Genomic DNA, 24,984 nt, shown 5'->3' with positions numbered 1-24,984 from the left:
TGTTTTGTTCCTATTTCAGCAAAGAGTCAAGCAACAGGCTGTCGCTCATCAACAGTTTGCACGGGAAGAGAGGATTAAGCCCTTGCAGCGCTTCGTCCCGCCGTTAAAACGGAATTGTCCGCTCGCTGCCGTTCTTCTCACGAGAACCGATGAGCCACGGACATCAGGGTTTTGGAGGAGACCGCCGATGATCGCCAGCATTCTGATTGCCGTGGTTGCGGCCATCCATATCTACATCGTCATTCTGGAAATGCTGCTGTGGGAAAAGCCGGCCGGCCGCAAGGCCTTTGGTCTCTCGGCGGATTTCGCCCGGCAGACGAAAGTGCTGGCCGCCAATCAGGGGCTTTATAACGGGTTTCTGGCGGCCGGGCTGATCTATGGGCTCATGCAGGGCGATACCGGGCTGAGCTTCAAGGTGTTTTTCCTTATCTGCGTTCTGGTGGCCGGCATTTTCGGCGCCGTTACCGCCAATACCATGAAGATCCTGTTCATTCAGGCGCTGCCCGCCATTTTGGCGCTTGGCGCGCTCTGGATTGGAGTATGAACCGATGACCGCATGGAATGACAGCCGCGCCAAAGACGCCCTCAACCGGATTTTCATGGCGGCAGTCGCAAGCGCCGACCCCGCAAAAGTACTGCAACACCACCTTCCCTCCCCGCCCAAAGGCCGCTGCGTGGTGGTGGGGGCGGGCAAAGCCTCGGCCGCCATGGCCGCAGCGCTCGACAAGGCCTGGGCGGATGTCGATCTCTCCGGTGTGGTGGTGACCCGTTATGGCCATGCCGTTCCGGCCGGTCGCATCGAGATCATCGAGGCCTCGCATCCAGTGCCTGATGACAAAAGTGCTGAGGCGGCCAAACGTATTCTCGCTGCCGTTGAGGGCCTGACCGCCGAGGACATGGTGATCGCGCTGATTTCCGGCGGCGGTTCGGCGCTGATGGTCGCCCCCGCCGAAGGCATGACGCTTGCCGACAAGATGGCCGTCAACCGTGCCCTTTTGGCCAGCGGTGCGACGATTTCGGAAATGAACGCCGTGCGCAAGCACCTCTCCCGCATCAAGGGCGGGCGGCTGGCGCTGGCCGCCAAACCGGCCAAGGTTGTTTCGCTGCTGATTTCCGATGTACCGGGCGACGACCCCTCCGAGATCGCCTCCGGCCCGACGGTTGCCGATCCAAGCGACATTGAAACCGTGCGGGAAATCGTCTCGCGTTATGAGCTCGATCTTCCCGAAACCGTGCGCAGGGTATTGGAAAAGGGCGAGGAAACACCGAAGGCCGGCGATATCGACGAGGATGTCAGGATGATCGCGGCCCCCTCGCTTGCCCTGCAGGCGGCGGCGGAAGAGGCGGTGAAGCTCGGCCTTACGCCGCTCATCCTCGGCGATTCCCTTGAAGGCGAATCCAGGGATGTCGGCGCGGTCATGGCCGGTATCGCCCTTTCCGCCAGCCGCAAGGGTCTGCCGGTCAAAGGCCCGGCCGTTTTGCTTTCCGGCGGTGAAACCACGGTCACGATCGGCAAAGGCCCGGCCGGCAAGGGCGGCCGCAACACGGAGTTCCTGCTGAGCCTTGCGCTGACGCTGAAGGGCGCAGACGGCATCTGGGCCATTGCCGGCGACAGCGACGGCATAGACGGCGTGGAGGATGCGGCGGGTGCCGTGGTGACACCGGATACGCTTGCCCGCATGCGCGCTGCCGGTGTCGATCCGCGCCAGTCGCTCGTGGGCCATGACAGCTATACCGCTTTCAAAGGGGTGGGTGATCTCGTGGTGACGGGGCCGACGCTGACCAATGTCAATGATATCAGGGCGATTTTGATCGGCTGAAAACGGCTGCGTTCCGTCTGGCCATTGCCGCCCGGTGTGCACATCCTCAGGCAAGGCCATTTTGACTATAGTATCGGACAGGTATAATCTGGAGGTGTATCCTTTGGAGCTTCAGCCATGCGTTCTGGAGTGCTCGTGCTTGGCCTGATCATGGCCCTCATACCCACCTTGGCGGATGCTCACAATTGCAAATGCCGAAATCGCGGCACCATGTTCGAACTCGGCCAGACATCCTGTCTGAAGGTCGATGGCGGCTCCTATCTCGCGCGTTGCGAGATGAAGCTCAACGTCTCGTCATGGACCAAGGTTCAGGACGGTTGCCCCATAACACAACGGCTGCCGCAACAGTCGATACGCATCAATTGATGTCGTTTACGCCCCTGCCCGAAGTGCAAAGAGCGGCGCGTTCTGCGCTTCCACCATAATGGTGATGTCTTCGGCGGCCACCGGTTTCGAAAACAGGTAACCCTGCAACTCATCGCAGCCGCACAGATGCAGGATGGCGGCCTGTTCCTCGGTCTCGATGCCTTCCGCCGTCACCGGAATATCGAGCGATTTCGCCAGCGCCACGGTGGCCTGCAGCATTTCCAGAGAGCGCCCGCCATGTTCCAGCGCCACGACCAGTGACCGGTCGATCTTCATGCGGTCGAAGCCGAAGCGGCGCAGATATCCGACGCTTGCAAATCCGGCGCCGAAATCATCAAGCGCAATATGCAGGCCAAGCTGTTTCAGCTTGTCGATCGCAGCACCTGCCCGCTCGGGATGCTGGATGAAATAGCCTTCCGTCATTTCCAGCCGCAACCGCTCGGATGGCGTCTGTGTGGCCGCGAGAATATCCGCCACATAACCGGAAAAGGCGGGATTGCGGAATTGCACGGGCGAGATATTGACGGACAACTTGATGGAGGGCCATTGCCGCGCCGTCTCGCAAGCCTTGCGCAGAACCATAAGGCCAAGCCGGTCGATGAGACCGCTGGTTTCGGCAGCCGCGATGAATATATCCGGCGGCACGAAGCCATGTCCCGGCCTTTGCCAGCGCGCCAGCGCTTCCACCCCGGTAATGCAGCGCGTTGCGGCGCTGACGACCGGCTGATAGACCACCGTAATCTCGTCGTTGAGGATGGCGCAGCGAAGATCGGCCTCGAGCTGCAGCTTTTCCTCGCGCAGCGCATCCATCTTCAACTCATAGGAAACGTAACGCCCGCGCCCGTTCTCCTTGGCCTGATACATGGCCATGTCGGCGCGGCGCAGCAGTTCCTCGCCATTGATATCGCCGGCACGGGAAACCGAAGTACCGATGCTGCAGCCGATGCTCGCCACCCTTTCACCGATGCTGAACGGTTCGGTGAAAAGTTCGAGCAGCGCCAGACACAGCTTGCGGCCTTCCGCCCAGACATCATTGCCCTGAATGGCGATGGCGAATTCATCGCCGCCGAGCCGCGCCAGCACCGCGCCTTCCGGCACCAGCACCCGAAGTGCTGCCGCCACACCCTTGATCAGCCGGTCACCGGCGGCATGGCCGTAAGAATCGTTGATTTCCTTGAAACCGTCGAGATCGAGGTAGAGCAGCTTGATATCGGTTCTGTCGTGACGGGCCTTGCCCACCATGCGGTTCAGCCTGGCAAACAGACCGGCGCGGTTGCTGAGCCCGCTCAGACGATCGCGCAGCGCCTCCTCCCTTGCCGCCGCCTCATCCGCCTTCAGCCGGTCAAGCGTGGCCGAGCCGATGATGAGAAGCACCAGAAAGAACGTGCCGGCAATGCCGAGCGCGGTGAAGACGACCGGCCGCGCCTCGTGGAAGCTGACATCTCCCGGCAAATGCGAGCGCCAGACGAGCCGCGCCAGCACGTCTCCGAGCGGATTGACGATATCCACATGGTTGACTGAAGGCGCGTCGCCATATTGCAGCTCCAGACCGTCGATGACGTAGTTGCGGGCAAGCTTGTCCACCGTCGCCTGTTTGAGATGGCGGGCGAAAATCAGATAACGCCGCTCCGCGCCGACGGACGGCAGAGCGCCGGACTTCAGCCGCACCAGCGCGACGCCTGCGGCAGCAACGCCATCATCGGTTTTGACAAAACCGGTGACCTGCGAGGTGATGTCCGGACGCATGGCCTGCACACGTTCGATCATCTCCTCCAGACCTGCGGCAAAATAGGCGTCAGGCGCCCATGTGACGGGCTTGCCGTTCTGGTAGGCCATGCGAACTCTGCCATCTTCATCGAGAACGACAGCGGTATCGAAGAGATCGTTGTTGACCGTCATGTCGCCGTAATTGCTGGCTATCCAGTCGAACCTGTCAGGCGCATAGACATATTCGGCGGCATCGTCCCAGGCGGCGTAGTCATTCAGCGTAGCGCCAAGCTGCTCGCGGAAGGTGACCAGAGCGCCCGCCGTGGTCTCGCGTGAGCGGGCATTGTCAAGCAGGTTCGCCTTTTCCCGGACCTGGCTGAGGGCGGACAGGACCAGCGCGGTGACGATGAGAAGCACCAGCGCAAAGGTGGACAATACGATGCCGACGGCGGTTCTGCGCCCGACCGGCAAATATTCCCCAATGTTTCGCGGCGCAATCCGCATAAATTCCCCTTCGAAAGCATCATCTTGCGAAGGAAACATTCAAAAGCCGTTAAACGGCATTGTGACGCCGCCCCAAAAAGATACGGGTATAAAACGACAGTCTGGCCGTGAACCTGAAAAATCCTTCCATAAAATACCGGGGGTTTTTCATAAAAGACGGATTTAAACCCACGCCGCAAAGAAAAAACCTCCCCCGCGAACGGGAGAGGCCAAAACTTTCGCCAGGGCGAACAGGGTTACCAGGACGGGATGACCGTGCCGTTATACTTTTCCAGAATGAAGGCCTTCACTTCCGGGCTGTGGTAGGATTCCACCAGCGTCTTCACCCAGGGCTTGTCCTTGTCCTGCGTGCGAACGGCGATGATGTTCGCATAAGGAGACTTTTCGCTTTCGACAGCAATGGCGTCCTTCTTCGGGTTCAGGCCTGCTGCCGTCGCATAGTTGGTGTTGATGACCGAAGCGTCGGTGTCGTCAAGCGAACGCGGCAGCTGGGCGGCGTCAAGTTCGACGATCTGGATGTTCTTCGGGTTTTCGGTGATGTCGGCCGGCGTTACCTTCAGGCCGGCTTCTTCCTTCACCTTCAGAACACCCTTGGAGGCGAGAACCAGAAGCGCGCGGCCGCCATTGGTCGGATCGTTCGGAATGCCGATGGTCGCGCCGTCCTTCAGCTCGTCAAGGTTCTTCACCTTCTTCGAATAAACGCCCATCGGGGTGGTGATGGTGGTGCCGACGCTGACGAGATCGAACTTGCGGTCAGCGATCTGGTTGTCAAGGTAAGGCTGGTGCTGGAAGGAATTGGCCTGCAACTCGCCATCATTCAGCGCCTGGTTCGGCACGACATAGTCGGAGAATTCGATGATATCGATATCCAGCCCCTTGGCGGCCGCGATCTTCTTCACCTGTTCCATGATCTGCGCGTGCTCGGCGGGGGTGACGCCGATCTTGATGGTCTCGGCCAGCGCCTGACCGGCGGTGAAGAGGGCGACGAGCGAAGCCGCGAGGATGAGTTTCTTCATGGGTGTCTCCTTGGGTTGTTATTATAAACGCAGTTAATTCTTGCGGGTCCGCTTGTCGAAGCTGCGCGCCAGCCGGTCGCCGGCGCTCTGCACCAGCTGCACCAGCACGATGAGCACCAGAACCACCACCAGCATCACGTCAGGCATGAAGCGCTGGTAACCATAACGAATGCCGAGATCGCCCAGCCCGCCGCCGCCGACCGCGCCGACCATGGCCGAATAACCGATGAGGCTGACCAGCGTGAGCGTGAGCGCCAGCGTGATGCCGGGCTTGGCTTCGGCGAGCAGAACCTTGGTGACGATCTGCAGCGGGGTGGCGCCCATGGCGCGGGCAGCCTCGATGAGACCCTTGTCCACCTCGCGGATTGCCGCTTCCACCAGCCTTGCAATGAAGGGCACGGTCGCGACCGTCAGCGGCACGATGGCTGCACTGGTGCCAATCGACGTGCCGGCCACCAGCCGGGTGAACGGAATGATCGCCACGACAAGAATGATGAAGGGTGTGGAGCGCGCCGCATTGACGATGAGGCCGAGGATGCGGTTGGTCATAGGTGCTGGAAACAGTTCACCCTTGCCGCTGGTAGCGAGGAAAACGCCCATCGGCACGCCGATGATGGAGCCGACGATGCCGGCGACCGCGACCATATGCAGTGTCTGCAACAGGCCCTTCAATAGAAGGTTGAACAGCATATCAGGCGACATAACCGAGCACCTCCGTGTGAAGACCGGTTTCCGCATAAAAGCGACCGGCGCGGGCGGTGATTTCCGCCGTGGCCGGATAGGAGACCACCAGCGAGCCGAAAGGCTCACCGGAAATTTCCTCGATGGTGCCGGCGAGAATGTTCACGTCAGGGCCGATTTCAGCGACCAGACGGGCGGTCAGCGGCTGAAACGCCGTCTCGCCGAAGAAGACCAGACGCACCAGAACGCGGTCGCCGTCCGTCGCCTGCGGCTTGAGACCCGAAGTGACCCAGTGCGGCAGCTTCACGCCGACCGAGGACGACAGCAGGCTGCGGGTCGTCTCGTGTTTCGGCGCAGTGAAGATATCGAAGGTCGTGCCTTCTTCAACGATCAGGCCCCTGTCAATGACAGCTACCTGTGAGGCGATGGTCTTCACCACTTCCATTTCGTGGGTGATGAGCAGCACGGTGAGGCCCAGTTCGGCATTGATGCGCTTGAGGAGTTCGAGAATGGACTGGGTCGTCTCGGGATCGAGCGCCGAGGTCGCCTCGTCAGACAAAAGCAGCTTCGGCTGGGTGGCAAGCGCGCGGGCAATGCCGACACGCTGCTTCTGGCCGCCGGAAAGTTCGGCCGGATAACGCCTCGCCTTGTCCGAAAGGCCGACGAGATCGAGCAGCGGTGCAACGCGGGTCTCGATCTCCTTCTTGCCCAGACCGGCAATTTCGAGCGGCAGCGCCACATTGTCGAAAGCAGTGCGCGACGACAGGAGATTGAAGTGCTGGAAGATCATGCCGACGGAACGGCGCAGCGTGCGCAGGTTCTTCTCATCGAGTGCCGCGACATCGACGCCATCGACGACCACACGGCCGGACGAGGGTTTTTCAAGACCGTTGGCCAGACGGATGAGCGTCGACTTGCCGGCACCGGAGCGGCCGATGATGCCGGTGATCGAGCCTTTCGGCACGACGTAATCGACACCGGCAAGGGCTGCAAAGCCGGGCTTGCCATCGGCGCCGCCGAATGTCTTGGTCACGCCTTCAAACGTGACCATCGGGTCGTTGACCGCCCGCTCCAGGGCCGCCTGTGGCCGGGTCGCGGGCGGTGCCGCGGATGATGGAAAATTCATTGTAAACTCTGGGAAAACGCGTGACGGATCGGGTCTCAAAAAATCCTGCTGCGGTACGAGACCGCTCTCTTCATGCAGCCTAGGGGCACATTCGATGACAGCTGATTTTCCGGGTCATTTCGTCAGGCTTTCACTCAGAAATGCCGGGGATCGGCAATTCGATGGCGCATACTTGCCCGCAGGCGCCATCTTTTAACAGGGATGTTTTTTCAATTATCTGAAAAGAGAGAAAAAATCTACCGCAAAGCCACCTCGGCGGCCCTGCGGCAGTCAAGATTTCGTAACGATATGAAAATCACACGCGGCTGGTGAATTCCTCGAGCGGGCGGCGCACCTTTTTCAGGTTCACCAGCCAGTCGCCATCGGGCTGGCGGTAGCCGAGCGGCAGCATGGTGACGGAGCGCAGGCCCTTTTCACGAAGGCCGAGAATCTCGTCCAGCTTGGCCGGGTCGAAACCTTCCATCGGGGTGGAATCAACGCCCTCGAAAGCGGCCTGCGCCACCGCCATGCCGAAACCGATATAGGCCTGACGGGCGGCATGTTCGAAATTCACCTGCTCGTCGCGCTGCGGATAGGTGGTAAGCAGCATCTGGCGATAGGCTTCCCAGCCTTCATTCTTGATGCCGCGTTCTTCATTGACCAGATCGAACATATGGTTGATCCGCTCTTGCGTGTAGTTGTCCCACGCCGCAAACACCAGCAGATGCGAGCCATCGGTGACCTGCGCCTGGTTCCAGGCGATCTCACGGATTTTCGCACGGACTTCAGGATCGGTAACGACGATCACCTCGAAAGGCTGCAGGCCGCTGGAGGTTGGCGCCAGCCGCGCCGCCTCGAGGATGCGCTCGACCTTGTCTTCGGACACCGTCCTGGAAGGGTCCATTTTCTTGGTGGCATAACGCCAGTTGAGTTTTTCGATAAGCATGTTCGTTTTCCCTTGGGAGGACCAGCCCGCCCTGCCCCTTGGGCGACAGAACGGGCGCTACGCTTCGTAGCTTGCCTGACATAAGGGACGGGATGGCGGGCACAAGCAGGCACCGCCAGGTAACCGATAAGAAAGTTTGGAAAACTGATAATAAGGAGACAGACTTTATTGCGGATAGGCTTCGTGCCCTCGCCCGTCAGGAGCCGAGGGTGAATTCACGCATCAGCCGGTCTCCCACCCTCATTCCTGTGCTTGTCACAGGAATCCAGCCGACACGCGTCCGCGTGGCGGAAAGACTCCTTTCAGCCCAAGGACTTGGGCTGGCTGGATCCCTGTGACAAGCACAGGGATGAGGAGCGCGCATTGTTCGAAGGCTGACGATGGCGAGAGGCCAGTGTCCTGAGGCGTAGCCTCACCCCTTCACCACACCATGGTTGCCCTTCGGAAACCCCGACGCCAGCGCGCTGTACCACTTCCCACTGTTCTTCAATGTCCGCACCTGTGTGTCGTAATCCACATGCACGAGACCGAAGCGCATACGATAACCCTCGGCCCATTCGAAATTGTCCATCAGGCTCCAGGCGAAATAACCGCGCATCGGGTAGCCGTCCTTGATGAGATCGGCGACGATGCCGAGGTGTTCGGCGTAATAATCGAGACGCGGCTGGTCGTTCACCTCACCATTTTCGATGCCCGTATTATAGCAGGCGCCGTTTTCGGTGATGTAGCAATCCGGCAAGTCGTAACGCTTGTAGAGCGCCTCCACCAGCGATTTGAGCGCCGGCGCATAAACCTCCCAGCCGATATCGGTCTTCACAGCGCTGACCGCCGGGGCCGGTGTGGTGGCCGGGAATTCCGCGCCCGGCGTCGCATCGTCGGCGACACGCATCGGCGTGTAATAATTCAGGCCCCACCAGTCGAGCTTCTGGCTGATGATGGCGAGGTCTTCCGCCTCCACGGCAGGCATGCGATCGCCCAGCGCTTCCATCATTTCAGCGGGGTATTCACCCTTGAAGACCGGATCGAAAAACGCGCCATTGTGGAACTGGAATGCCCGCTCGGCGGCTTTCAGATCGGCCTCGCTGTCGGATGCCGGGATGACGGAATGGGCGTTCAGCACCAGCCCTACCGGCACCTTCGGCGCGACATGGCGGGATGCCTCGACGCCGAAACCATGGGCGAGATTGATGTGGTGCATGGCGGCAAGGGCTGCCTCCATGTTGCGCTCGCCCGGCGCATGGATGCCGTAAAGATGGCTGAGCCAGACCGCGCACCAGGGCTCGTTGAAGGTCGCCACCGCATCCAGCCGGTCGCCGAGGCGGGCCATGACGGTCTTGGCGTAACGCTGGAAGGCATGGGCGGTGGAGCGCGATGCCCAGCCGCCGTCGCCCATCAGTGTCAGCGGCAGATCCCAATGGTAAAGCGTCGCATAGGTCTTGATGCCGCGCGCCTTGCAGCCATCGATGAGGCGATCGTAAAAATCCAGCCCCTTTTCGTTGATCGGCCCGAAACCATCAGGGATGATGCGCGGCCAGGCGATGGAGAAACGATAGGCCTCGACACCCATTTCCTTGATGAGATCGAGATCGTCTTCCCAGCGATTATAATGGTCACAGGCAATATCGCCATTGTGACGCCCAAAGACATGACCCGGCATGTTGCAGAAGGCATCCCAGATGGAGGGCTTGCGGCCATCCACCTTGGTGGAGCCTTCGATCTGGAAGGAGGCGGTTGCGACGCCGAACAGGAAATCACCGGGAAAACGGGCTGCAAGCGCTTTGGGATCGATCATCGGAGAGGCCTTCTCATATCCATCGAGCGTGAAAAGATGACAGCGGTTTAGACCATGTCGGCGAAGAGGTACAGCCGGGCCAGAGGAATCTACAACGTTTCAGGCTGCGCAGTTAACAAGTCCAAAGCGCTTTGCCCACAGGAATTCGCCGCAGCGGCAAGGCAGCGGGGCGAAGCGTCGGTCCGGCAAATGCGGATGGGATGGGAGTGTGGGGAAGTCTTGCATTTGCCGGACCGCGTCTTGCCGACCGTAATGCCGGCCCGTGTCGCTGAAGGCATTTTCACGGCACCTATCGGATCGGCCCCTCCCCGCTTCTGGCATTGCGGGGCGCCCTTTCCGAAACATGGTCTGCCAGAACCATGCTTGTTGATGCCGGCCACCGGTTCGCGAAGGACGCCGCGCGTATCATCCTTCCGTTCCGGTTGCAGGCACCATGATGCGGCCGAAAGCGACGGCGGGGAAAAGCGGGGAGCAATTTTGCCGCAAGTGATTGGGCGAAAAGAGGTGGCGGCGGAAAATCATCCGCCGCCCGTTCAATGTGAACTTTGTTGATGGGTATCGATTATGCGGCCTGCAGCGCAAGGTTGGCAGCGCCCGGCTTTCTGAGCAACAGCACCGAGACAGCTGCAATCATGCACATCAGCCCGGCGATCTGCAGCGCCGGCATATAGGTGTCGAAGTCGCTCTTGAGGAACCCGGCACCGAAGGCGGCAGTGGCGGCCCCCAGCTGATGGCCGGCAAACACCCAGCCGAACACCAGCCCGGCCTTTTCGCGGCCGAAATTCTCGGCGGCCAGTTTCACCGTCGGCGGCACGGTCGCCACCCAGTCCAGCCCGTAGAATACGGCGAAGACCGAAAGCTCCACGACACTGAACCCGGAAAACGAGAGATAAAGCAGGGACAGGCCGCGCAGACCGTAAAACCAGAACAGCAGGAAACGATTGTCGAAACGGTCGGAAAGCCAGCCGGCAAAGATCGTGCCGAAGAAATCGAAAATGCCGATCACCGCCAGCGTGCCTGCGGCGGTGACCGCCGCCATGCCGAAATCGCCGCAGATGGAAATCCAGTGGGTCTGGATCAGGCCGTTGGTGGACAGCCCGCAGACGAAGAAGGTGCCAAACAACACCCAGAAGACCGGGTTGCCGGAGACACTTTTCAGGGTCAAAATCGGCGAGACCAGCGTTGCAAGGAACTTGTGGTCCTGTTTCGGCGGGTGCGCCACCACGGTCTCGCCATAGGCCGGCAGGCCGACATCGGCGGGATGGTCACGCATCAGCAAAAGCACGAGGACCATGGCCGCCGCAATCACCGCAACGGTCAGCGTCAGGGCGGTTCGCCAGCCATAGGCCTCCGTCAGGGCCGCCAAAAGCGGCAGAAAAACCAGCTGACCGGTGGCGTTGCTTGCCGTCATCAGGCCGATCACCAGTCCGCGACGTTTGGAAAACCAGCGCGACGCCACCGTCGCACCCAGCACCAGCGCCGTCATGCCGGTGCCGACGCCGATCACCACGCCCCACAGCAGCAGCAATTGCCAGACCTCGGTCATTAAGAACGAGGCAACGATGCCACCCATGATCAGCGCGAGCGCCGTTGAAACCACCTGCCGGATGCCGAAATGGTTCATGAAGGCGGCGGCGAAAGGTCCGAGCAGGCCAAAAAGCACCAGCCGCACGGCCATGGCGGTGGAAATATCGGCGATATCCCAGCCGAACTCCTGATGCAGCGGCTGGATCATCACCCCCGCAGACCCCATGGCGCCGGCGGTGGCCAGCATGGTCAGAAAGGTGGTGGCGGCGACAACCCAACCATAATGCAGGTTTCTGCCGGCCATCCATCCGGCAAGGCGTGTGGAGAGCATGTTCAAAATCCCTTTCCAGCGGCCAGCGGCCGGATATTCCGGGTATATGCCCGATTTTGTGGGTAGATACCCGCTTCATGATCAAAAAATTACAGGGCTGCGAGCAGTTCCTGCAATTGCGCGGTCTTTTCCGGCCCCAGCCGAGCCTCGATCTCATCCTGCACCCCGTCCCAGAGCGGCGCGCCCGTCTTCAGGATTGCCTGCCCCTCCGCCGTCACGGTCAGCATCGCCTCGCGCTGGTCTTCGCCGTGACCGATCGCCACAAGGCCCATGCGCGCCAGCACCTTGGTATTGCGGCCGACGGTAGAGCGATCCAGCTCCACCCGCGCGGCGAGATCCGTCAGCGACACCGGCGCAGTACGGTTGATATTCCGCAACAGGCTGAACTGGCCAATATTGACGCCAAGCGGCGCCAGCGCCTCGTCATAATAGGACGAGACCTTGCGGGATGCTTTGCGCAACAGAATGCAATGGCAGCGATCATTTGGCATTTGTCTCGGGTATATACCCGCAAATCGTCACAGGCAAGAGATGTTCGGAAAAATGTCGGCGGGGGAAAGGTCGTCTGCACAGATCATATGGTAGAAAGAATAAACCCCGACGTTGAGCCGGGGTTTGATATTAGCAGCGGGGCTCGCCTCAGGCCGAGAGCCTGCGGCCGTTTGCGACCAAGAGACCGGCAGCGCCTTCCAGCCAGCCGGCTTTCAGCTCCAGCGCCAGGAAACGGCTGCGCTCGAACGGGCCGGGCATGATCAGGTGCTGCGCCTTGTTGGCGAAGAAACCGAAGCGCTCGTAATAGGGCGCGTCACCGACCAGAAGGATGGCGCCGTGGCCGCGTCTGGTGGCTTCGGCGATTGCCGCACGCATCAGCGCCGAACCGATGCCCTTGCCCTCATGGGCGGCATCGACGGCCAGCGGGCCGAGCAGCAGCGCTTCGACGGCGCGGCCTTCGCGCGAAATGCCGGCTTCGACATTCCACAGGCGCACCGTGGCGATGACATGGCCGTCCTCATCACGGGCAACCAGCGCCAGGCCTTCGGCCGGAACGCGGCCGGCGCGCAGCTTTTCGGAAGATTTGCGGCGGCGGCCAGCGCCCATGGCGCGGTCCAGCAGGTTCTCACGGGCGACGACATCGCCCGGATTTTCCTGATCGACATGAAATGTCTGCGGCGTGAAAAATGCCCGTACCGAATTCAAAAGAGCGGCCATCCTTGGCCTCCCGTCACACAACCGCCCACACGCGGCCCTTGATGAAAAATGGTGAAACCGTTCCGGCCCGCCGACACGCTTTCCTCGGCTGGAAGAGGAGCAGCAAGCAGGGATTTGCGCAACAGCACAATCGGCAGGGCCGGAACGGAAGCTTGGTCGAGACGCCGCCCTGTTCAGCGGGCGGCGTTCGGATCAGATGACGTAGGACTTCAGCGGCTCGAAGCCGTTAAAGGCGACCGCCGAATAGGTGGTCGTGTAAGCGCCTGTGCCTTCGATCAGAACTTCGTCGCCGATGGTCAGCGAGACCGGCAGCGGGTACATGTTCTTTTCATACAGCACGTCGGCGCTGTCGCAGGTCGGGCCGGCCAGAACGCAGGGCAACATCTCGTCCTGATCGCGTGTCGTGCGGATCGGGTAACGGATAGCCTCGTCCATCGTCTCGGCGAGACCGCCGAACTTGCCGATGTCGAGGAACACCCAGCGGTGGTTGTCGTTGTCGGACTTCTTCGAGACAAGAACGACTTCCGCCTTGATGACGCCCGCATTGCCCACCATGCCGCGGCCCGGCTCGATGATCGTCTTCGGGATCTGGTTGCCGAAGTGCTTGCGCAGCGCCGAGTCGATCGCCTGGCCGTATTCTTCGGCAGCAGGAACGTCGCGCAGGTACTTGGTCGGGAAACCACCGCCCATATTGACCATCTGCAGGTGGATGCCCTGCTTGGCAAGCGACGCAAAGACGCGCTTGGCATCGGCAAGTGCTGCATCCCATGCGTCGAGATTCATCATCTGCGAACCGACATGGAAGGAAACGCCGTAGGATTCCAGACCCAGCTGATGGGCATAGACCAGAACGTCGACAGCCATCTGCGGCACGCAGCCGAACTTGCGCGACAGCGGCCATTCGGCGCCTTCGCCATCCGTCAGCACGCGGCAGAACACGCGCGCGCCAGGAGCGGCACGGGCAACCTTCTCGACTTCCTCATGGCTGTCCACGGCGAAGAGATCAATGCCGAGCGCGTAAGCGCGGGCGACATCGCGTTCCTTCTTGATGGTATTGCCGTAGGAGATGCGGTCGGAAGTCGCACCGGCATCGAGCGCCATCTGGATTTCAGCCACGGAGGCGCAATCGAAGTTGGAGCCGAGGCCAGCAAGCAGCTTCAGGATTTCCGGAGCCGGGTTTGCCTTGACGGCATAATAGATCGCGCTGTTCGGCAGGGAATGCCGGAACGCGTTGAAATTGTCGCGCACGACGTCGAGATCAACCACAAGGCAAGGGCCTTCGGGACGTCGGGTTTTGATGAAGTCGAGAATGCGTGCAGTCGTCATCGATATATTCCCTATAAAACCGACTCCGGAAAAATCCGGAGGACAAAGGACGCTCGAGATATGCATTCGAATCAGCCGGTGGAGGCGCAGAATCGATAGCATACGCTCAAGGCGTGAATATGAACGATGCCCTGCCAGAGCATCATTCGGCTTTGTCTGCCATCGATTGGAGGGATTGACCCGACCGCACTTCAGGCAATGATGGTGTGCCTCTTCAGTACCCCGGCTGATGGAAAGCCGGCAGAGAACCAGAAAGGCCCGCACCGTCGTTGCTTCATATGTCCTCGCATTTCCCGGTTGGCCGGAATAGCGACTGGAGGGGTTAGTTCCAGGTACCTTACCTAAATCCTCACCACATCGAGGACTCGGCGGACACACATGGGCACGTGCGACTTTGGGCAGCACGGGAGATAAGAATATTCGCAGTCATAATCAAGAGGTTTTTTTCACCATTTAGCGGATTTTTTCAGCAGTCATTTTACGGGTTGAACAGTCACCCTCCAGCGTTCAATTATATGGAACGAACCGGAGGATTTTCATGGACACCCTGACCCGCATCCGCGCCTTTATCGATGTTGTCGAGGCGGAGGGTTTTTCCGCCGCCGCGCGCAAGACCGGGCGTTCCAAGGCGCTTCTGTCCAAATATGTCCGGGAACTGGAGGATGATCTCGGCGCGCTGCTCCTCAACCGCACCACCCGGCAATTCTCGATGACCGAGGCGGGACACACCTATTATCGCACCGCTTCCGACATTTTGAAGGAGATCGACAACCTTGCCGATCTGGTGCGCGAGAAAAATGCCGATCTGAAGGGCAAGCTCAGGATTTCGGTTCCGCGTACCTTCATCGACGCCGATGTCGGCCAAAGCCTGATCGATTTCGCCAAGGAAAATCCTGAACTGTCGCTGGAAATCGTTGCGGAGGACCGATTCGTTGATCTGATCGAGGAAGGCTTCGACCTTGCGGTCCGGATCACCCGGCTGGAAGATTCGGGCCTCATCGCCCGCAAGCTTTCCGATTTCCGGGTCTATGCGGTGGCGACGGCGGATTTCGTGGCCCAGCACGGGCCGCTCGACGGGCCGCAGGATTTCTCCCGTGTTCCCTTCATCATCGACACCAATACCCGCTTTCACAATACGGTGCGATATCTGGAGCCGGATGGCGGCTCTAATTCGGTCACCATCAGCGGGCCGATCGAGGTCAACAGCCCGCAGGCGACACTGCGCGCCGCCCGCGCCGGGCTTGGCATCGCCATGGTCCCTGACTTCATCGCCCGGCCCTATATCCAGTCCGGCGAACTGGTAACGCTCTTTGACGATTATATTTCCAAGGACAGGGGCATCTACGCGGTCTATCCGCATCGCCGTTACCTGCCGGCCAAGGTGCGCAGCTTCGTGGATTATCTTTCGGCGTGGTTCAAGAAGAACGGGTGAGCCGCCAAATGAAACGCCCGCCTTGCGGCGGGCGTCGGTTTTAGCTGAAGATCAGATCAGAACGGCGAATCCGGGAAGTAGAACTGCTCGGCATTGTCCTTGGTGATCAGGGTCGCGTCGAGAATATAATTGCCGGCAACCGGCACCTGATCGTAGAAATGCCCGGCCGTCAGTTGCATGGCGGTCGCCACCATCGCCGGCGGGTAAAGCACGTCAACCGGCACCAGCTTGTCGCCGTCCATGACCTTCTTGATCATGTCCTTGGAACCGGCGCCCGCAACGATATACTGGATATCGGTACGTTTCGCCTGCTGGATCGCCTCCAGCACGCCGATCGCCATGTCGTCATCCTGGCACCAGACCACGTCGATCTTCTTGTATTTGGTCAGATAGTCCTGCATCACGCGGAAGGCGTCGTCGCGGTTCCAGTTGCCGTATTGACGGTCGAGAACCTTGACGTTGGAGCCGGCGATGCCCTTGTCGAAGCCATCCTGGCGCTGCTGATCGATGGGGATCGGCAGGCCGCGAATGACCACCACTTCCGCGTCAGGCGTGGTCTTCTTGATATATTCGCCCGCCACCTGGCCAAGCGCCGGGTTGTTGCCGGCAACATAGAGATCGCGGATCGAATTGTCGTTGACGCTCGGCGCACGGTCCACCAGCGCGACGAAGGTGCCCTTATCCTTGATCTCCTTGATGGCGTTGACCAGCGGATCGGGATCCGACGGCAGCACCACCAATGCGTCCAGCCCCTGCACGGCAAGGTCCTGAAGCGCGTTGGCCTGATTGGCAGCATCTGGCGAGGTCTTGACGATTACGTTCAGGCCCGGATGCTCCTTCATCAAGAGCTTGGCCACGCGTTCGGCGTGATAAACGACGCCCGCCGTCCAGCCATGGTCGGCTGCCGGAATGGATACGCCGATGGTGACCTTCTTGTCCTGCGCATTCGCAGAACCGGCAATCACCGCAGCCAGCGCGACCAATGCCACGCCGATGAATTTTCTACGCATAGTCTCTTTCCTCCCAAGACCGGGGCGTTCCTCCTTCAACCGCACCTGCCCCACTGGCGCGGCGTGATACGTCACCTGCGGCTGAGCGAGCGCTGCACCAGCATGGCGATGATGATGATGGCCCCCTGAATGGCGCCGATCAGATATTCGCTGACGAAGTTCGACAGGATCATGATGTTGCCGACGATCTCCAGAATGAAGGCGCCGCAGATCGTGCCCCAGATGCGCCCTACCCCACCGCGCAGCGCCGTGCCGCCGACAACGACGGCGGTGATGGCCTGCAGCTCCCACAACATGCCTGTGGTAGCCGAGGTGGAGGCGAGACGCGGTACATAAAGCAGCACCGCCACCGCAACGCAGAGCCCCTGCACGACATAGGCGATGGTACGGACCCGGGCGACCGAAATACCGGAATAACGCGCCACATCCTCGCTGGACCCCACCGCTGTCAGATGCCGGCCATATCGGGTGCGATAAAGTACGAAGGCGGCGATGGCAGCGGTGACGAAGATGACGACGATCGGCACCGGCACGCCCAAGACATTGCCGAAATAGACCGGGCGATAGAGCGTCTGGATTTCCGGGTTGCGCAGCGTGATCGCGCCGCCCTGCGACAGCCAGGTGGTCAGCCCGCGATAGATGCCCATGGTGCCGAGCGTGGCGATGAAGGGCTCGATGCGGCCGATGGTGGTGATAAGGCCGTTGGCCAGCCCGCAGGCCGCACCGATGGCGAGCGCCAGCGCCATGGCGGCAAGCAGCATCAGAAGCGGGCTGGCGATGACGCCGCTGTTCATGAACAGGATCATCAGGCTGGCGACGAATGCCACCATGGCCCCGACCGAAAGATCGAGCCCGCCTGACGTGATGACATAGGTTGCGCCAAGCGCGATGATGGCGATGAAGGCGCTGCGGGTGACGACATTCAGCAGATTGTCGATGCCGATGAAATTGGGATTGGCGATGGTGCCGAGAACCAGCAGCAGGGCCAGCGCCACGAACGGCGCCACGGCGCGCAGGTCCCAGTCCTTCGAGGTCTTCGGCGTCTTGCCGGTGTCAGTTGCGGCCTCGGTCATATTTCCCCTCAATTGTCTTTTCTTCAGGCCAACTCTTTCGGAACGTGCAGCCTCAGGCGAGTTCCTGCGTGTGAACGCCGGTCGCCAGCGCCACGATATCGTTTTCAGTCATACGCTCACCCGTCACCTCACCGACGATCCGGCCGGAACGCATCACCAGAATGCGGTCGCAAATGCCAATCAGCTCGGGCATTTCCGAGGAAACGACGATGATCGAGCGTCCCTCCTCCGCAAGCCCGGCGATGAAGCGGTAAATCTGCTGCTTGGTGCCGATATCGATGCCACGCGTCGGCTCATCGATGATGACGATGGAAGGATCGAGCAGCATCATCTTGGCGAGCAACAGTTTCTGCTGGTTGCCGCCGGAAAGCTGGCCCGCCAGCAGATCCTTGCGGCCAGTGCGGATATCGAAATCGCGCACTGCATCGTCCAGCGCCGAGGTCTCCCGACGGGTGTCGATCTGGAACAGCCGGCTGAATTTCTTCAGCGAAGCAAGCGTCAGATTGACCCGCAAATCCTTGGTGAGCAGCAGTCCCTTGCCCTTGCGATCTTCGCTTAAATAAACGATGCCCGCCTTCAGGCTGTCTTCGGCCTTGGCAAAATGCACCGCACGCCCGAGATGGCGCACCGTTCCCCGCCCGGCCCGCAGGCCCAGAACGCCCTCCATCAGTTCCGTCCGGCCCGCCCCGACCAGACCGGCGAAACCGAGGATTTCGCCCTTGCGCAGGCGGAAACCGGCATCCTGCGCATAACCGGGAACGTTAAAGTGCTCCACCTCAAGAACCGGCTCGCGCTCACCGCCGGCATTGCGGTCGGGATAGAGCTTCGCCACATCGCGCCCCACCATCAGCCGCGCCATATCAGCCGGCTCCAGCTCTGAGGCCGGATGCGAGGCGACCAGCCTGCCGTCGCGCAGCACTGTCACACGGTCGGCGATCTCCTTCACTTCAGGCAGGCGGTGCGAAATATAGAGCACAGCCACACCCTTCGCCCTGATGTCGCGGATGACGTTCAGCAGCGCATCGGTCTCGATGGGTGTGAGGCTCGCGGTCGGCTCGTCGAAAATCACCACACGATGCGGCACCAGCAGAACGCGGGCGATCTGCACCAGCTGCCGCTGGGCAATCGACAGGCTGCCGACGATGGCGTCGGGATCGATCGTGCCGCCGAGATCGCCGACGGCCCTGCGCGCACCATCGCGCATTGCGCGGTCGTCCATAACAGGACCTTTATGCAATTCGCGGCCGAGATAGATGTTCTGCGCCACCGTCAGATCAGGCGCCAGCAATATTTCCTGATGCACGAGAACGATGCCGCGATGTTCGGCATCCACCGGTCCGCCAAGCGTAACCGCCGCACCATCGATCAGAATTTCACCACCCGTCGGCTTCTCATTGCCGGCCAGCAGCTTCATCAGCGTCGATTTGCCGGCGCCGTTTTCGCCGATGATGGCGTGCACCTCGCCGGCGCGCACCGCTATCTCGATATCCTTCAGAACCTGAACCGGCCCGAAGGATTTGGACAGCCTAACCGTCCGGATAAGAACGGGGTCTGAAGTTTCGTCAGCAGAAGCCATGCGCCGTCACCGACAGCCGGTGAGAACGAACGGTTTTTGCCCCTCGATTTTTCCTGATTTGACCATAAGCGAACTCCTCCCAAAGCTCTGAGAAGAAGCTAACGTCCGTTTTGAGGTACGTAAAGCAAATTTCGCTCGTCTTTTAGAATACACTGAAATTTGAAGGGGGCTTCCTGGCCTGATGGCGGATCGGATCAGGGATTTGCGGCGCGCCTGAAACCTTTCATCAGGCTATGCACGGCCTCGCCGCCCTCTTTTGCAAGATCGAAGCGCTTGCCGAACAGCAGCCAGTCGGAACAGATGCCTTTCAGCAGCCAATAGAGCGCCCCGAGCGCCGATTCCGCTGTCCAGTTGTCGTTGAACGCACCTTCCGCCTGCGCCCGCTCGAAAGCCGCTTCCAGCCGATCCTTGTGGTAGCGGTCCAGTTCCTCCTGCGCATGCAGGACAGGCGCGAATTCGTCTGAATAGCTTGTACGCAGGCTGATGGTCATGATGCGCTGGCGTTGTTCGTCCTGCGCCAGAAGCGCCAGCCACTTGCAGGCCGCCTCCTCGATCTTGGCCAGCAAGGTCAACCCCTTCAGATCAGGATCACCGAAATCGAGCAGATCCGATTCGGGCAACGCCACCGATTTGTAAAGGCCGATAAAAAGGTCGGTCTTGCTGGAAAAATGCCAGTATATTGCCCCGCGCGTGACGCCGGCCGCAACCGCTACCTCGTCCAGCGAGGCATTGGCCACACCCTTTTTGAAGAACACACGCTCGGCAGCGGCAAGGATCGCCTGACGCGTCTCTTCTGCCTCGGCCTTGGTACGGCGCATGCTGATGTCTCCTTCCAATCGTGGCACGGCGCTTTCGCACCGTGCCTTTCTGCATTGCCGGACTGTCAGTCACATGAACATGATCCGGCTTTCACATCCGTTTTATTCCGCCGGCGACACGGCGTCAGCAGCAATCTTGTCGTCCTTCTTCCGATCCCCGAAAAACTTCATGACAAAGACGAAGAAGACGGGAACGAAGAAGATCGCAAGGATCGTCGCCGAGATCATGCCGCCGAGAACGCCGGTGCCGATGGCGTTCTGGCTGGCCGCACTCGCACCCGAGGCAATCGCCATCGGCAGCACGCCGAGCGAGAAGGCGAGCGAGGTCATCAGGATCGGCCGGAAGCGCAGGTGGGCCGCCTCCACCGTCGCATCATAGGTGGATTTGCCCTCCGCCCGCAGATCCTTGGCGAATTCGATGATCAGGATCGCGTTTTTCGCCGAAAGCCCGATGATGGCGACGAGGCCGACGAGGAAGTAGACGTCGTTCGGCATGCCGCGCATCATCACCGCCGCCACCGAGCCGATGACGCCGAGCGGCACCACCAGCATGACGGAGAGCGGAATGGACCAGCTTTCGTAAAGCGCCGCCAGAAGCAGGAAGACGAACAGGATGCTGAGGCCGATGAGGGCCGGCGCCTGCGAGCCGGACTGGATTTCCTGCAACGACTGACCGGTCCATTCGAAACCGAAACCATTCGGCAACTCACTGGCCAGACGCTCCATTTCGGCAATCGCGTCACCGGAGGAATAGCCGGGTGCCGACTGGCCGCCGATACGGATCGCCGGATAGCCGTTGTAACCTACCACCTGTGAGGGACCGCGCACCCATTCCACCGTGGCGAAGGAGCTGACCGGCACCATGCCGCCATTGGCGTTGCGGACGTTGAGGTGCAGCAGGTCCTCCGTCTTCATGCGCTGGCCCTGCTCCGCCTGCACCGTCACGCGCTGCATGCGGCCGGCATTGGGGAAGTCGTTGACGTAGGACGAGCCCATATTGGCCGAGATGGTGGCGTTGATGTCACTGAAGGTCACACCGAAGGTATTGGCCTTTTCACGGTCGATGATGAGATTGACCTGCGGTGAATCCGGCATGCCTTCAACGCGCAGTCCGGCCAGAACTGGGCTTTTCTGCGCCGCCGCCATCAACTGTGCTCCGGCGGCGCTCAGCGCCGTCTGTCCAGCACCCGCGCGGTCCTGCAGGCGGAAGGTGAAGCCGCTGGAGTTGCCAAGACCCTGAATGGGCGGCGGCGACAGTGTGAAGGACATGGAGCCCGGCAGGCCCCACAGCTGGCCGTTGATGCGTTGGGCAATGGCGGATGCGGAATCTTCCGGCCCGCGCTCGCTCCAGTCCTTCAGCGTTGCGAAGGCGAGACCGGCATTCTGGCCGGAACCGGAGAAGGAGAAGCCCGAAATTGCGATGACGCGATCGACCGCCGGTTCCGCCAGAAAGATTTTTTCGATCTGCTGGATGGACTGAAGCGTGCGTTCGCTGCTGGCTTCCGCCGGCGCCTGAATATCGACGATCAGATAACCCTGATCCTCATTGGGCAGGAAGGAGCTTGGCAATTGCATATAGGCCCAGCCGAGACCGGCAAGCAGCGCCGCATAGATGACCATGAAACGGCCGGAGCGCTTGATGATGCTGCCGACCGACGAGGAATATTTATGCGAGGCTTTGTCGAAGCCACGGTTGAACCAGCCGAAGAAACCTTTCTTCTCGTGATGTCCGGCCTTGATCGGCTTCAGGAACGTCGCGCAGAGCGCTGGCGTCAGCGACAGCGCGAGGAAACCCGAAAACAGGATGGACACCACCATGGTCAGGCTGAACTGCTGGTAGATGATACCGACCGCGCCGGGGAAGAAAGCCATGGGCACGAACACCGCCGTCAGCACCAGCGTGATGCCGATGATGGCGCCGGAAATCTGGCCCATCGCCTTGCGGGTCGCTTCCTTGGGCGACAGATGCTCTTCCGCCATGATGCGCTCGACATTCTCGACGACGACGATCGCGTCATCGACCAGAATGCCGATGGCGAGAACCATGGCGAACATGGTGAGAACATTGATCGAGAAACCCGAGACATACATAATGGCGCAGGTGCCGAGCAGCGCCACCGGCACCACCAGTGTCGGGATGATCGTGTAGCGGATGTTCTGAAGGAAGACGAACATCACCACGAAGACGAGGATGATCGCCTCGACCAGCGTATTGATCACCTTCTGGATGGAGATTTTCACGAAGGGGCTGGTGTCGTAGGGAATTTCATATTCCAGACCCGGCGGGAAATACCGCGACAGCTCCTCCATCGTGGCGCGCACGCCGTCCGAGGTCTGCAACGCATTGCCGGTGGGCGACAGCTGCACGCCGATGGCCGCCGTCGGCTTGCCGTTCAGACGGCTGGAAAACGCGTAGCTTTCGCCGCCCACTTCCACCCGCGCCACATCGCGCAACCGCACGGACGAGCCGTCCGGATTGGCGCGCAGCACGATGGAGCCGAACTCTTCCGGCGAAGTCAGCTGGCCCTGCACGTTGACGGTGGCCGAAATCTGCTGACCGATGGGGTTCGGCGACGCGCCGATGCGGCCCGCTGCAACCTGCGAGTTCTGCGCCTGAATGGCCGAGATGACGTCGGACGAGGTGAGGCTCAACCCGAGCATCTTGTCCGGGTCCATCCAGATGCGCATGGAGCGCTGGGTGGCGAATAATTGCGCGCTGCCGACGCCCGGCACGCGGCGCAATTCGCCGAGCACGTTGCGGCTGAGATAATCACCGAGGCCGATGGCGTCGGTATTGCCGTCGACGGAGGTGAGCGCGACCATCATCAGGAACGAGGTGCCCGCCTGTTCGACGCGCAGCCCCTGCTGCGTCACCGCCTGCGGCAGACGCGGCTGAACGCGGGCGATGCGGTTCTGCACCTCGACCTGCGCTTCACCGATATTGGTGCCCGGCGCGAAGGTGACGTTGATGGAGATGCTGCCTGACGATTCGGAAGTCGATTCGAAATAGAGAAGACCCGGAACCCCGTTCAGCTCCTCCTCGATGGGCCGCGTGACGCTCTGATAGATGTCTTCGGGCGCAGCACCGGGATAGGTGGTCGCAATCGAAATCTGCGGCGGGGCCACATTCGGATATTGCGCAATCGGCAACATGGGAAGGGCAAGCAGGCCCGCCAGCATGATGAAGATGGCGACGACCCAGGCGAAAATGGGCCGATCGATGAAAAAACGTGCCATGAAATCGGTCCTTATTGCTTCGCGGCCGGGGTCTCGGTAGCGGCAGCGCCGTCACTGCCGGCGGCGGCAGCGACATCCGGCTCGTCAGACCACGGCTCGGGCTTCACCTTGGCGCCGGGCGCGGTTTTCTGAAAACCTTCGGCAACGACGCGGTCGCCATCGTCAAGCCCTTCCGAAATCACCCAGCGATCGCCGATGGAGCGACCGACGCTGACGCGCCGCTGCTCGACGGTGTCTTCAGCGTTCACCACAAGCACGCTCGCCTGCCCGCCCGCATCGCGCTGCACCGCCTGCTGCGGCACGGCAAAGGCCGCCTTCTGGATGCCCTGCTGGATCTGGACACGGACATACATGCCCGGCAGCAGATCGCCGTTCGGGTTGGGGAATTCGCCGCGCAGCGTCACCTGGCCGGTGGTTTCGTCAACCGCCGCCTCTGAGAACAGCAGGCGGCCCGAAAGCGGATAACGGCTGCCGTCATCGAACAGCAGGTTGACTTCGGCCTCGTTCGGGCCAGTCATCAGTTGGCCTTCCTGCAGGGCCTTGCGCAGCCGGATGAGATCGGCGGCCGGCTGGGTGAAGTCGGCATAAATCGGATCGAGCTGCTGGATTGTCGCGAGATTTTCCGAGCCGGTGGCGCTGACGAGCGCGCCTTCGGTGATGCGCGCACGGCCGATCATGCCGCTGATGGGTGCGGTCACATTGGCATATTGCAGATTGAGCCTGGCTTCCGCGACGCCAGCTTCGGCAACGGCCACCTCGGCGTCAGCCTGCGCCAGCAGGGCGATGGCATTGTCGAATTCCTGCTGCGAGCCGACATTGGAGCGACGCAGCTGCTGCTGCCTGTCGGCCGTCTGCCGCGCCTGTAGCTGTGCAGCCTGCGCCCGACGCAATGTTCCCTCGGCGCTGTCGACGCGCACCTGGAACGGCGCAGGATCGATCCGGTAGAGAACGTCGCCCGCCTTCACCAGCGAGCCCTGTTCAAACACCCGCTCGACGATGATGCCGGAAACGCGCGGGCGCACTTCGGCAAGCCGTGTCGGCGCGATGCGTCCCGGCAATTCGTTGGTGATGGGCAGCTCTTCCTGTTTCACGGTCACGACTTTCACCGCGCCGGGCGGCGGCGCAGCGGGCGCAGAGGCCTGCTCGTCGCTACATCCGACCAGAACGATGCCCGTCAACAACACCGCCACGATCTGCCCCAATTTCTTCGCCATACTGCGCTCCGAATCCACAAAAAAGGTCATATTTACATACATACTAAGACGTATGTAAAATTCGGGCAATGGAAATGTTGCAGCGCAACAGCTGTCTCACGCGCTTGTGAAGATGCGTACGGCCCCGACAGAACACCAAGGAGGAATGGAATCGTGAAACGGGAGGGAGCGTCGGGCCAATCGCACCAACGTCCTCCCCGGGCTTGTCCCACTCCTGTCCCGTTTAAATTTCTGGACAAGGCACAAGACTCTCAAGAGCGGCGGCGTCCGACGGGAAGGAAAGTCATGCCAATT

20 protein-coding genes are annotated in these 24,984 nt (G+C 60.8%); 4 read left to right on the top strand and 16 right to left on the bottom strand.

The window, feature by feature from the left end; all coding sequences use genetic code 11:
- Positions 1-187: 187 nt before the first annotated feature.
- The 3 genes from FCH38_RS19845 to FCH38_RS19835 all read left to right on the top strand — a co-directional run bounded on the left by FCH38_RS19845 (position 188) and on the right by FCH38_RS19835 (position 2,186).
- Complete coding sequence (locus tag FCH38_RS19845) at positions 188-544, top strand: DUF1304 domain-containing protein (RefSeq protein ID WP_149899049.1); 357 nt, start codon at positions 188-190, stop codon at positions 542-544.
- Between the two features lie 4 nt (positions 545-548).
- The gene (locus FCH38_RS19840; protein WP_174374863.1) at positions 549-1,820 is read left to right on the top strand and encodes a glycerate kinase type-2 family protein; all 1,272 of its coding nucleotides are present in this window, start codon (positions 549-551) and stop codon (positions 1,818-1,820) included.
- Positions 1,821-1,937: 117 nt separating this feature from the next.
- A complete protein-coding gene (locus FCH38_RS19835) occupies positions 1,938-2,186 on the top strand; it encodes a hypothetical protein (protein WP_174374862.1) in 249 nt (82 codons plus the stop codon).
- A 6-nt stretch (positions 2,187-2,192) separates the two neighbouring features.
- On the opposite strand, the gene FCH38_RS19830 is transcribed toward FCH38_RS19835, so the two are convergent.
- The 10 genes from FCH38_RS19830 to odc2 all read right to left on the bottom strand — a co-directional run bounded on the left by FCH38_RS19830 (position 2,193) and on the right by odc2 (position 14,330).
- The gene (locus tag FCH38_RS19830) at positions 2,193-4,436 is read right to left on the bottom strand and encodes a putative bifunctional diguanylate cyclase/phosphodiesterase (RefSeq protein ID WP_174374861.1); all 2,244 of its coding nucleotides are present in this window, start codon (positions 4,434-4,436) and stop codon (positions 2,193-2,195) included.
- 197 nt (positions 4,437-4,633) lie between these two features.
- The gene (locus FCH38_RS19825) at positions 4,634-5,413 is read right to left on the bottom strand and encodes a MetQ/NlpA family ABC transporter substrate-binding protein (RefSeq protein ID WP_174374860.1); all 780 of its coding nucleotides are present in this window, start codon (positions 5,411-5,413) and stop codon (positions 4,634-4,636) included.
- Positions 5,414-5,446: 33 nt separating this feature from the next.
- On the bottom strand, positions 5,447-6,115 hold the full coding sequence (locus tag FCH38_RS19820) for a methionine ABC transporter permease (RefSeq protein ID WP_149899054.1): 669 nt from the start codon (positions 6,113-6,115) through the stop codon (positions 5,447-5,449).
- Positions 6,105-7,145 (bottom strand): methionine ABC transporter ATP-binding protein, encoded by a 1,041-nt coding sequence (locus FCH38_RS19815; protein WP_369809588.1) that lies wholly within the window; start codon positions 7,143-7,145, stop codon positions 6,105-6,107. Before FCH38_RS19815 ends, FCH38_RS19820 begins: the two co-directional genes overlap by 11 nt.
- A gap of 370 nt (positions 7,146-7,515) precedes the next feature.
- Positions 7,516-8,145: an NAD(P)H-dependent oxidoreductase gene (locus tag FCH38_RS19810; protein WP_174374858.1), complete on the bottom strand. Its 630-nt coding sequence runs from the start codon at positions 8,143-8,145 to the stop codon at positions 7,516-7,518.
- 412 nt (positions 8,146-8,557) lie between these two features.
- On the bottom strand, positions 8,558-9,937 hold the full coding sequence (locus FCH38_RS19805) for a GH1 family beta-glucosidase (RefSeq protein WP_174374857.1): 1,380 nt from the start codon (positions 9,935-9,937) through the stop codon (positions 8,558-8,560).
- A 562-nt stretch (positions 9,938-10,499) separates the two neighbouring features.
- A complete protein-coding gene (locus tag FCH38_RS19800; protein ID WP_174374856.1) occupies positions 10,500-11,795 on the bottom strand; it encodes an MFS transporter in 1,296 nt (431 codons plus the stop codon).
- Between the two features lie 89 nt (positions 11,796-11,884).
- Positions 11,885-12,286: a MarR family winged helix-turn-helix transcriptional regulator gene (locus tag FCH38_RS19795; RefSeq protein WP_174374855.1), complete on the bottom strand. Its 402-nt coding sequence runs from the start codon at positions 12,284-12,286 to the stop codon at positions 11,885-11,887.
- Positions 12,287-12,434: 148 nt separating this feature from the next.
- Positions 12,435-13,004, bottom strand: a complete 570-nt coding sequence (locus FCH38_RS19790) for a GNAT family N-acetyltransferase (RefSeq protein WP_142842794.1) — start codon at positions 13,002-13,004, stop codon at positions 12,435-12,437.
- A 192-nt stretch (positions 13,005-13,196) separates the two neighbouring features.
- Positions 13,197-14,330, bottom strand: coding sequence for an ornithine/lysine decarboxylase (gene odc2 / locus FCH38_RS19785; protein WP_149899060.1), 1,134 nt, complete (start codon positions 14,328-14,330; stop codon positions 13,197-13,199).
- A gap of 538 nt (positions 14,331-14,868) precedes the next feature.
- Between odc2 and FCH38_RS19780 the strand changes: the two genes are divergently transcribed.
- The gene (locus FCH38_RS19780) at positions 14,869-15,762 is read left to right on the top strand and encodes a LysR family transcriptional regulator (RefSeq protein WP_149899061.1); all 894 of its coding nucleotides are present in this window, start codon (positions 14,869-14,871) and stop codon (positions 15,760-15,762) included.
- 56 nt (positions 15,763-15,818) lie between these two features.
- Here the strand turns inward: FCH38_RS19780 and FCH38_RS19775 are convergent, their stop codons facing one another.
- From FCH38_RS19775 to FCH38_RS19750, 6 genes are all read right to left on the bottom strand, one after another.
- Positions 15,819-16,772, bottom strand: a complete 954-nt coding sequence (locus FCH38_RS19775; RefSeq protein ID WP_153516574.1) for a substrate-binding domain-containing protein — start codon at positions 16,770-16,772, stop codon at positions 15,819-15,821.
- Between the two features lie 71 nt (positions 16,773-16,843).
- Entirely contained in the window at positions 16,844-17,845 is a 1,002-nt protein-coding gene (locus FCH38_RS19770; protein ID WP_153516575.1) for an ABC transporter permease, read from the bottom strand.
- A 52-nt stretch (positions 17,846-17,897) separates the two neighbouring features.
- Positions 17,898-19,421, bottom strand: coding sequence for a sugar ABC transporter ATP-binding protein (locus FCH38_RS19765; protein ID WP_174374854.1), 1,524 nt, complete (start codon positions 19,419-19,421; stop codon positions 17,898-17,900).
- A gap of 194 nt (positions 19,422-19,615) precedes the next feature.
- A complete protein-coding gene (locus FCH38_RS19760) occupies positions 19,616-20,239 on the bottom strand; it encodes a TetR family transcriptional regulator (RefSeq protein WP_149899065.1) in 624 nt (207 codons plus the stop codon).
- 102 nt (positions 20,240-20,341) lie between these two features.
- On the bottom strand, positions 20,342-23,476 hold the full coding sequence (locus FCH38_RS19755; RefSeq protein WP_174374853.1) for a multidrug efflux RND transporter permease subunit: 3,135 nt from the start codon (positions 23,474-23,476) through the stop codon (positions 20,342-20,344).
- A gap of 11 nt (positions 23,477-23,487) precedes the next feature.
- Positions 23,488-24,690, bottom strand: a complete 1,203-nt coding sequence (locus FCH38_RS19750; RefSeq protein WP_369809579.1) for an efflux RND transporter periplasmic adaptor subunit — start codon at positions 24,688-24,690, stop codon at positions 23,488-23,490.
- Positions 24,691-24,984 lie beyond the last annotated feature (294 nt).

The sequence above is a fragment of the Agrobacterium tumefaciens genome, from assembly GCF_013337285.1.
GTDB classification, from domain to species: Bacteria; Pseudomonadota; Alphaproteobacteria; order Rhizobiales; family Rhizobiaceae; genus Agrobacterium; species Agrobacterium burrii.
The sequence above is the reverse complement of the archived record's forward strand: the minus strand, read 5'-3'. Positions and strand labels throughout refer to the sequence as shown.

Excerpts from the sequence above, each read along its gene's own strand:
- FCH38_RS19845 (WP_149899049.1), top strand. The coding sequence starts at position 188 with ATGATCGCCAGCATTCTGATTGCCGTGGTTGCGGCCATCCATATCTAC.
- FCH38_RS19840 (WP_174374863.1), top strand. The coding sequence starts at position 549 with ATGACCGCATGGAATGACAGCCGCGCCAAAGACGCCCTCAACCGGATT.
- FCH38_RS19835 (WP_174374862.1), top strand. The coding sequence starts at position 1,938 with ATGCGTTCTGGAGTGCTCGTGCTTGGCCTGATCATGGCCCTCATACCC.
- FCH38_RS19830 (WP_174374861.1), bottom strand. The coding sequence starts at position 4,436 with ATGTTTCCTTCGCAAGATGATGCTTTCGAAGGGGAATTTATGCGGATT.
- FCH38_RS19825 (WP_174374860.1), bottom strand. The coding sequence starts at position 5,413 with ATGAAGAAACTCATCCTCGCGGCTTCGCTCGTCGCCCTCTTCACCGCC.
- FCH38_RS19820 (WP_149899054.1), bottom strand. The coding sequence starts at position 6,115 with ATGTCGCCTGATATGCTGTTCAACCTTCTATTGAAGGGCCTGTTGCAG.
- FCH38_RS19815 (WP_369809588.1), bottom strand. The coding sequence starts at position 7,145 with ATGGTCACGTTTGAAGGCGTGACCAAGACATTCGGCGGCGCCGATGGC.
- FCH38_RS19810 (WP_174374858.1), bottom strand. The coding sequence starts at position 8,145 with ATGCTTATCGAAAAACTCAACTGGCGTTATGCCACCAAGAAAATGGAC.
- FCH38_RS19805 (WP_174374857.1), bottom strand. The coding sequence starts at position 9,937 with ATGATCGATCCCAAAGCGCTTGCAGCCCGTTTTCCCGGTGATTTCCTG.
- FCH38_RS19800 (WP_174374856.1), bottom strand. The coding sequence starts at position 11,795 with ATGCTCTCCACACGCCTTGCCGGATGGATGGCCGGCAGAAACCTGCAT.
- FCH38_RS19795 (WP_174374855.1), bottom strand. The coding sequence starts at position 12,286 with ATGCCAAATGATCGCTGCCATTGCATTCTGTTGCGCAAAGCATCCCGC.
- FCH38_RS19790 (WP_142842794.1), bottom strand. The coding sequence starts at position 13,004 with ATGGCCGCTCTTTTGAATTCGGTACGGGCATTTTTCACGCCGCAGACA.
- odc2 (WP_149899060.1), bottom strand. The coding sequence starts at position 14,330 with ATGACGACTGCACGCATTCTCGACTTCATCAAAACCCGACGTCCCGAA.
- FCH38_RS19780 (WP_149899061.1), top strand. The coding sequence starts at position 14,869 with ATGGACACCCTGACCCGCATCCGCGCCTTTATCGATGTTGTCGAGGCG.
- FCH38_RS19775 (WP_153516574.1), bottom strand. The coding sequence starts at position 16,772 with ATGCGTAGAAAATTCATCGGCGTGGCATTGGTCGCGCTGGCTGCGGTG.
- FCH38_RS19770 (WP_153516575.1), bottom strand. The coding sequence starts at position 17,845 with ATGACCGAGGCCGCAACTGACACCGGCAAGACGCCGAAGACCTCGAAG.
- FCH38_RS19765 (WP_174374854.1), bottom strand. The coding sequence starts at position 19,421 with ATGGCTTCTGCTGACGAAACTTCAGACCCCGTTCTTATCCGGACGGTT.
- FCH38_RS19760 (WP_149899065.1), bottom strand. The coding sequence starts at position 20,239 with ATGCGCCGTACCAAGGCCGAGGCAGAAGAGACGCGTCAGGCGATCCTT.
- FCH38_RS19755 (WP_174374853.1), bottom strand. The coding sequence starts at position 23,476 with ATGGCACGTTTTTTCATCGATCGGCCCATTTTCGCCTGGGTCGTCGCC.
- FCH38_RS19750 (WP_369809579.1), bottom strand. The coding sequence starts at position 24,690 with ATGGCGAAGAAATTGGGGCAGATCGTGGCGGTGTTGTTGACGGGCATC.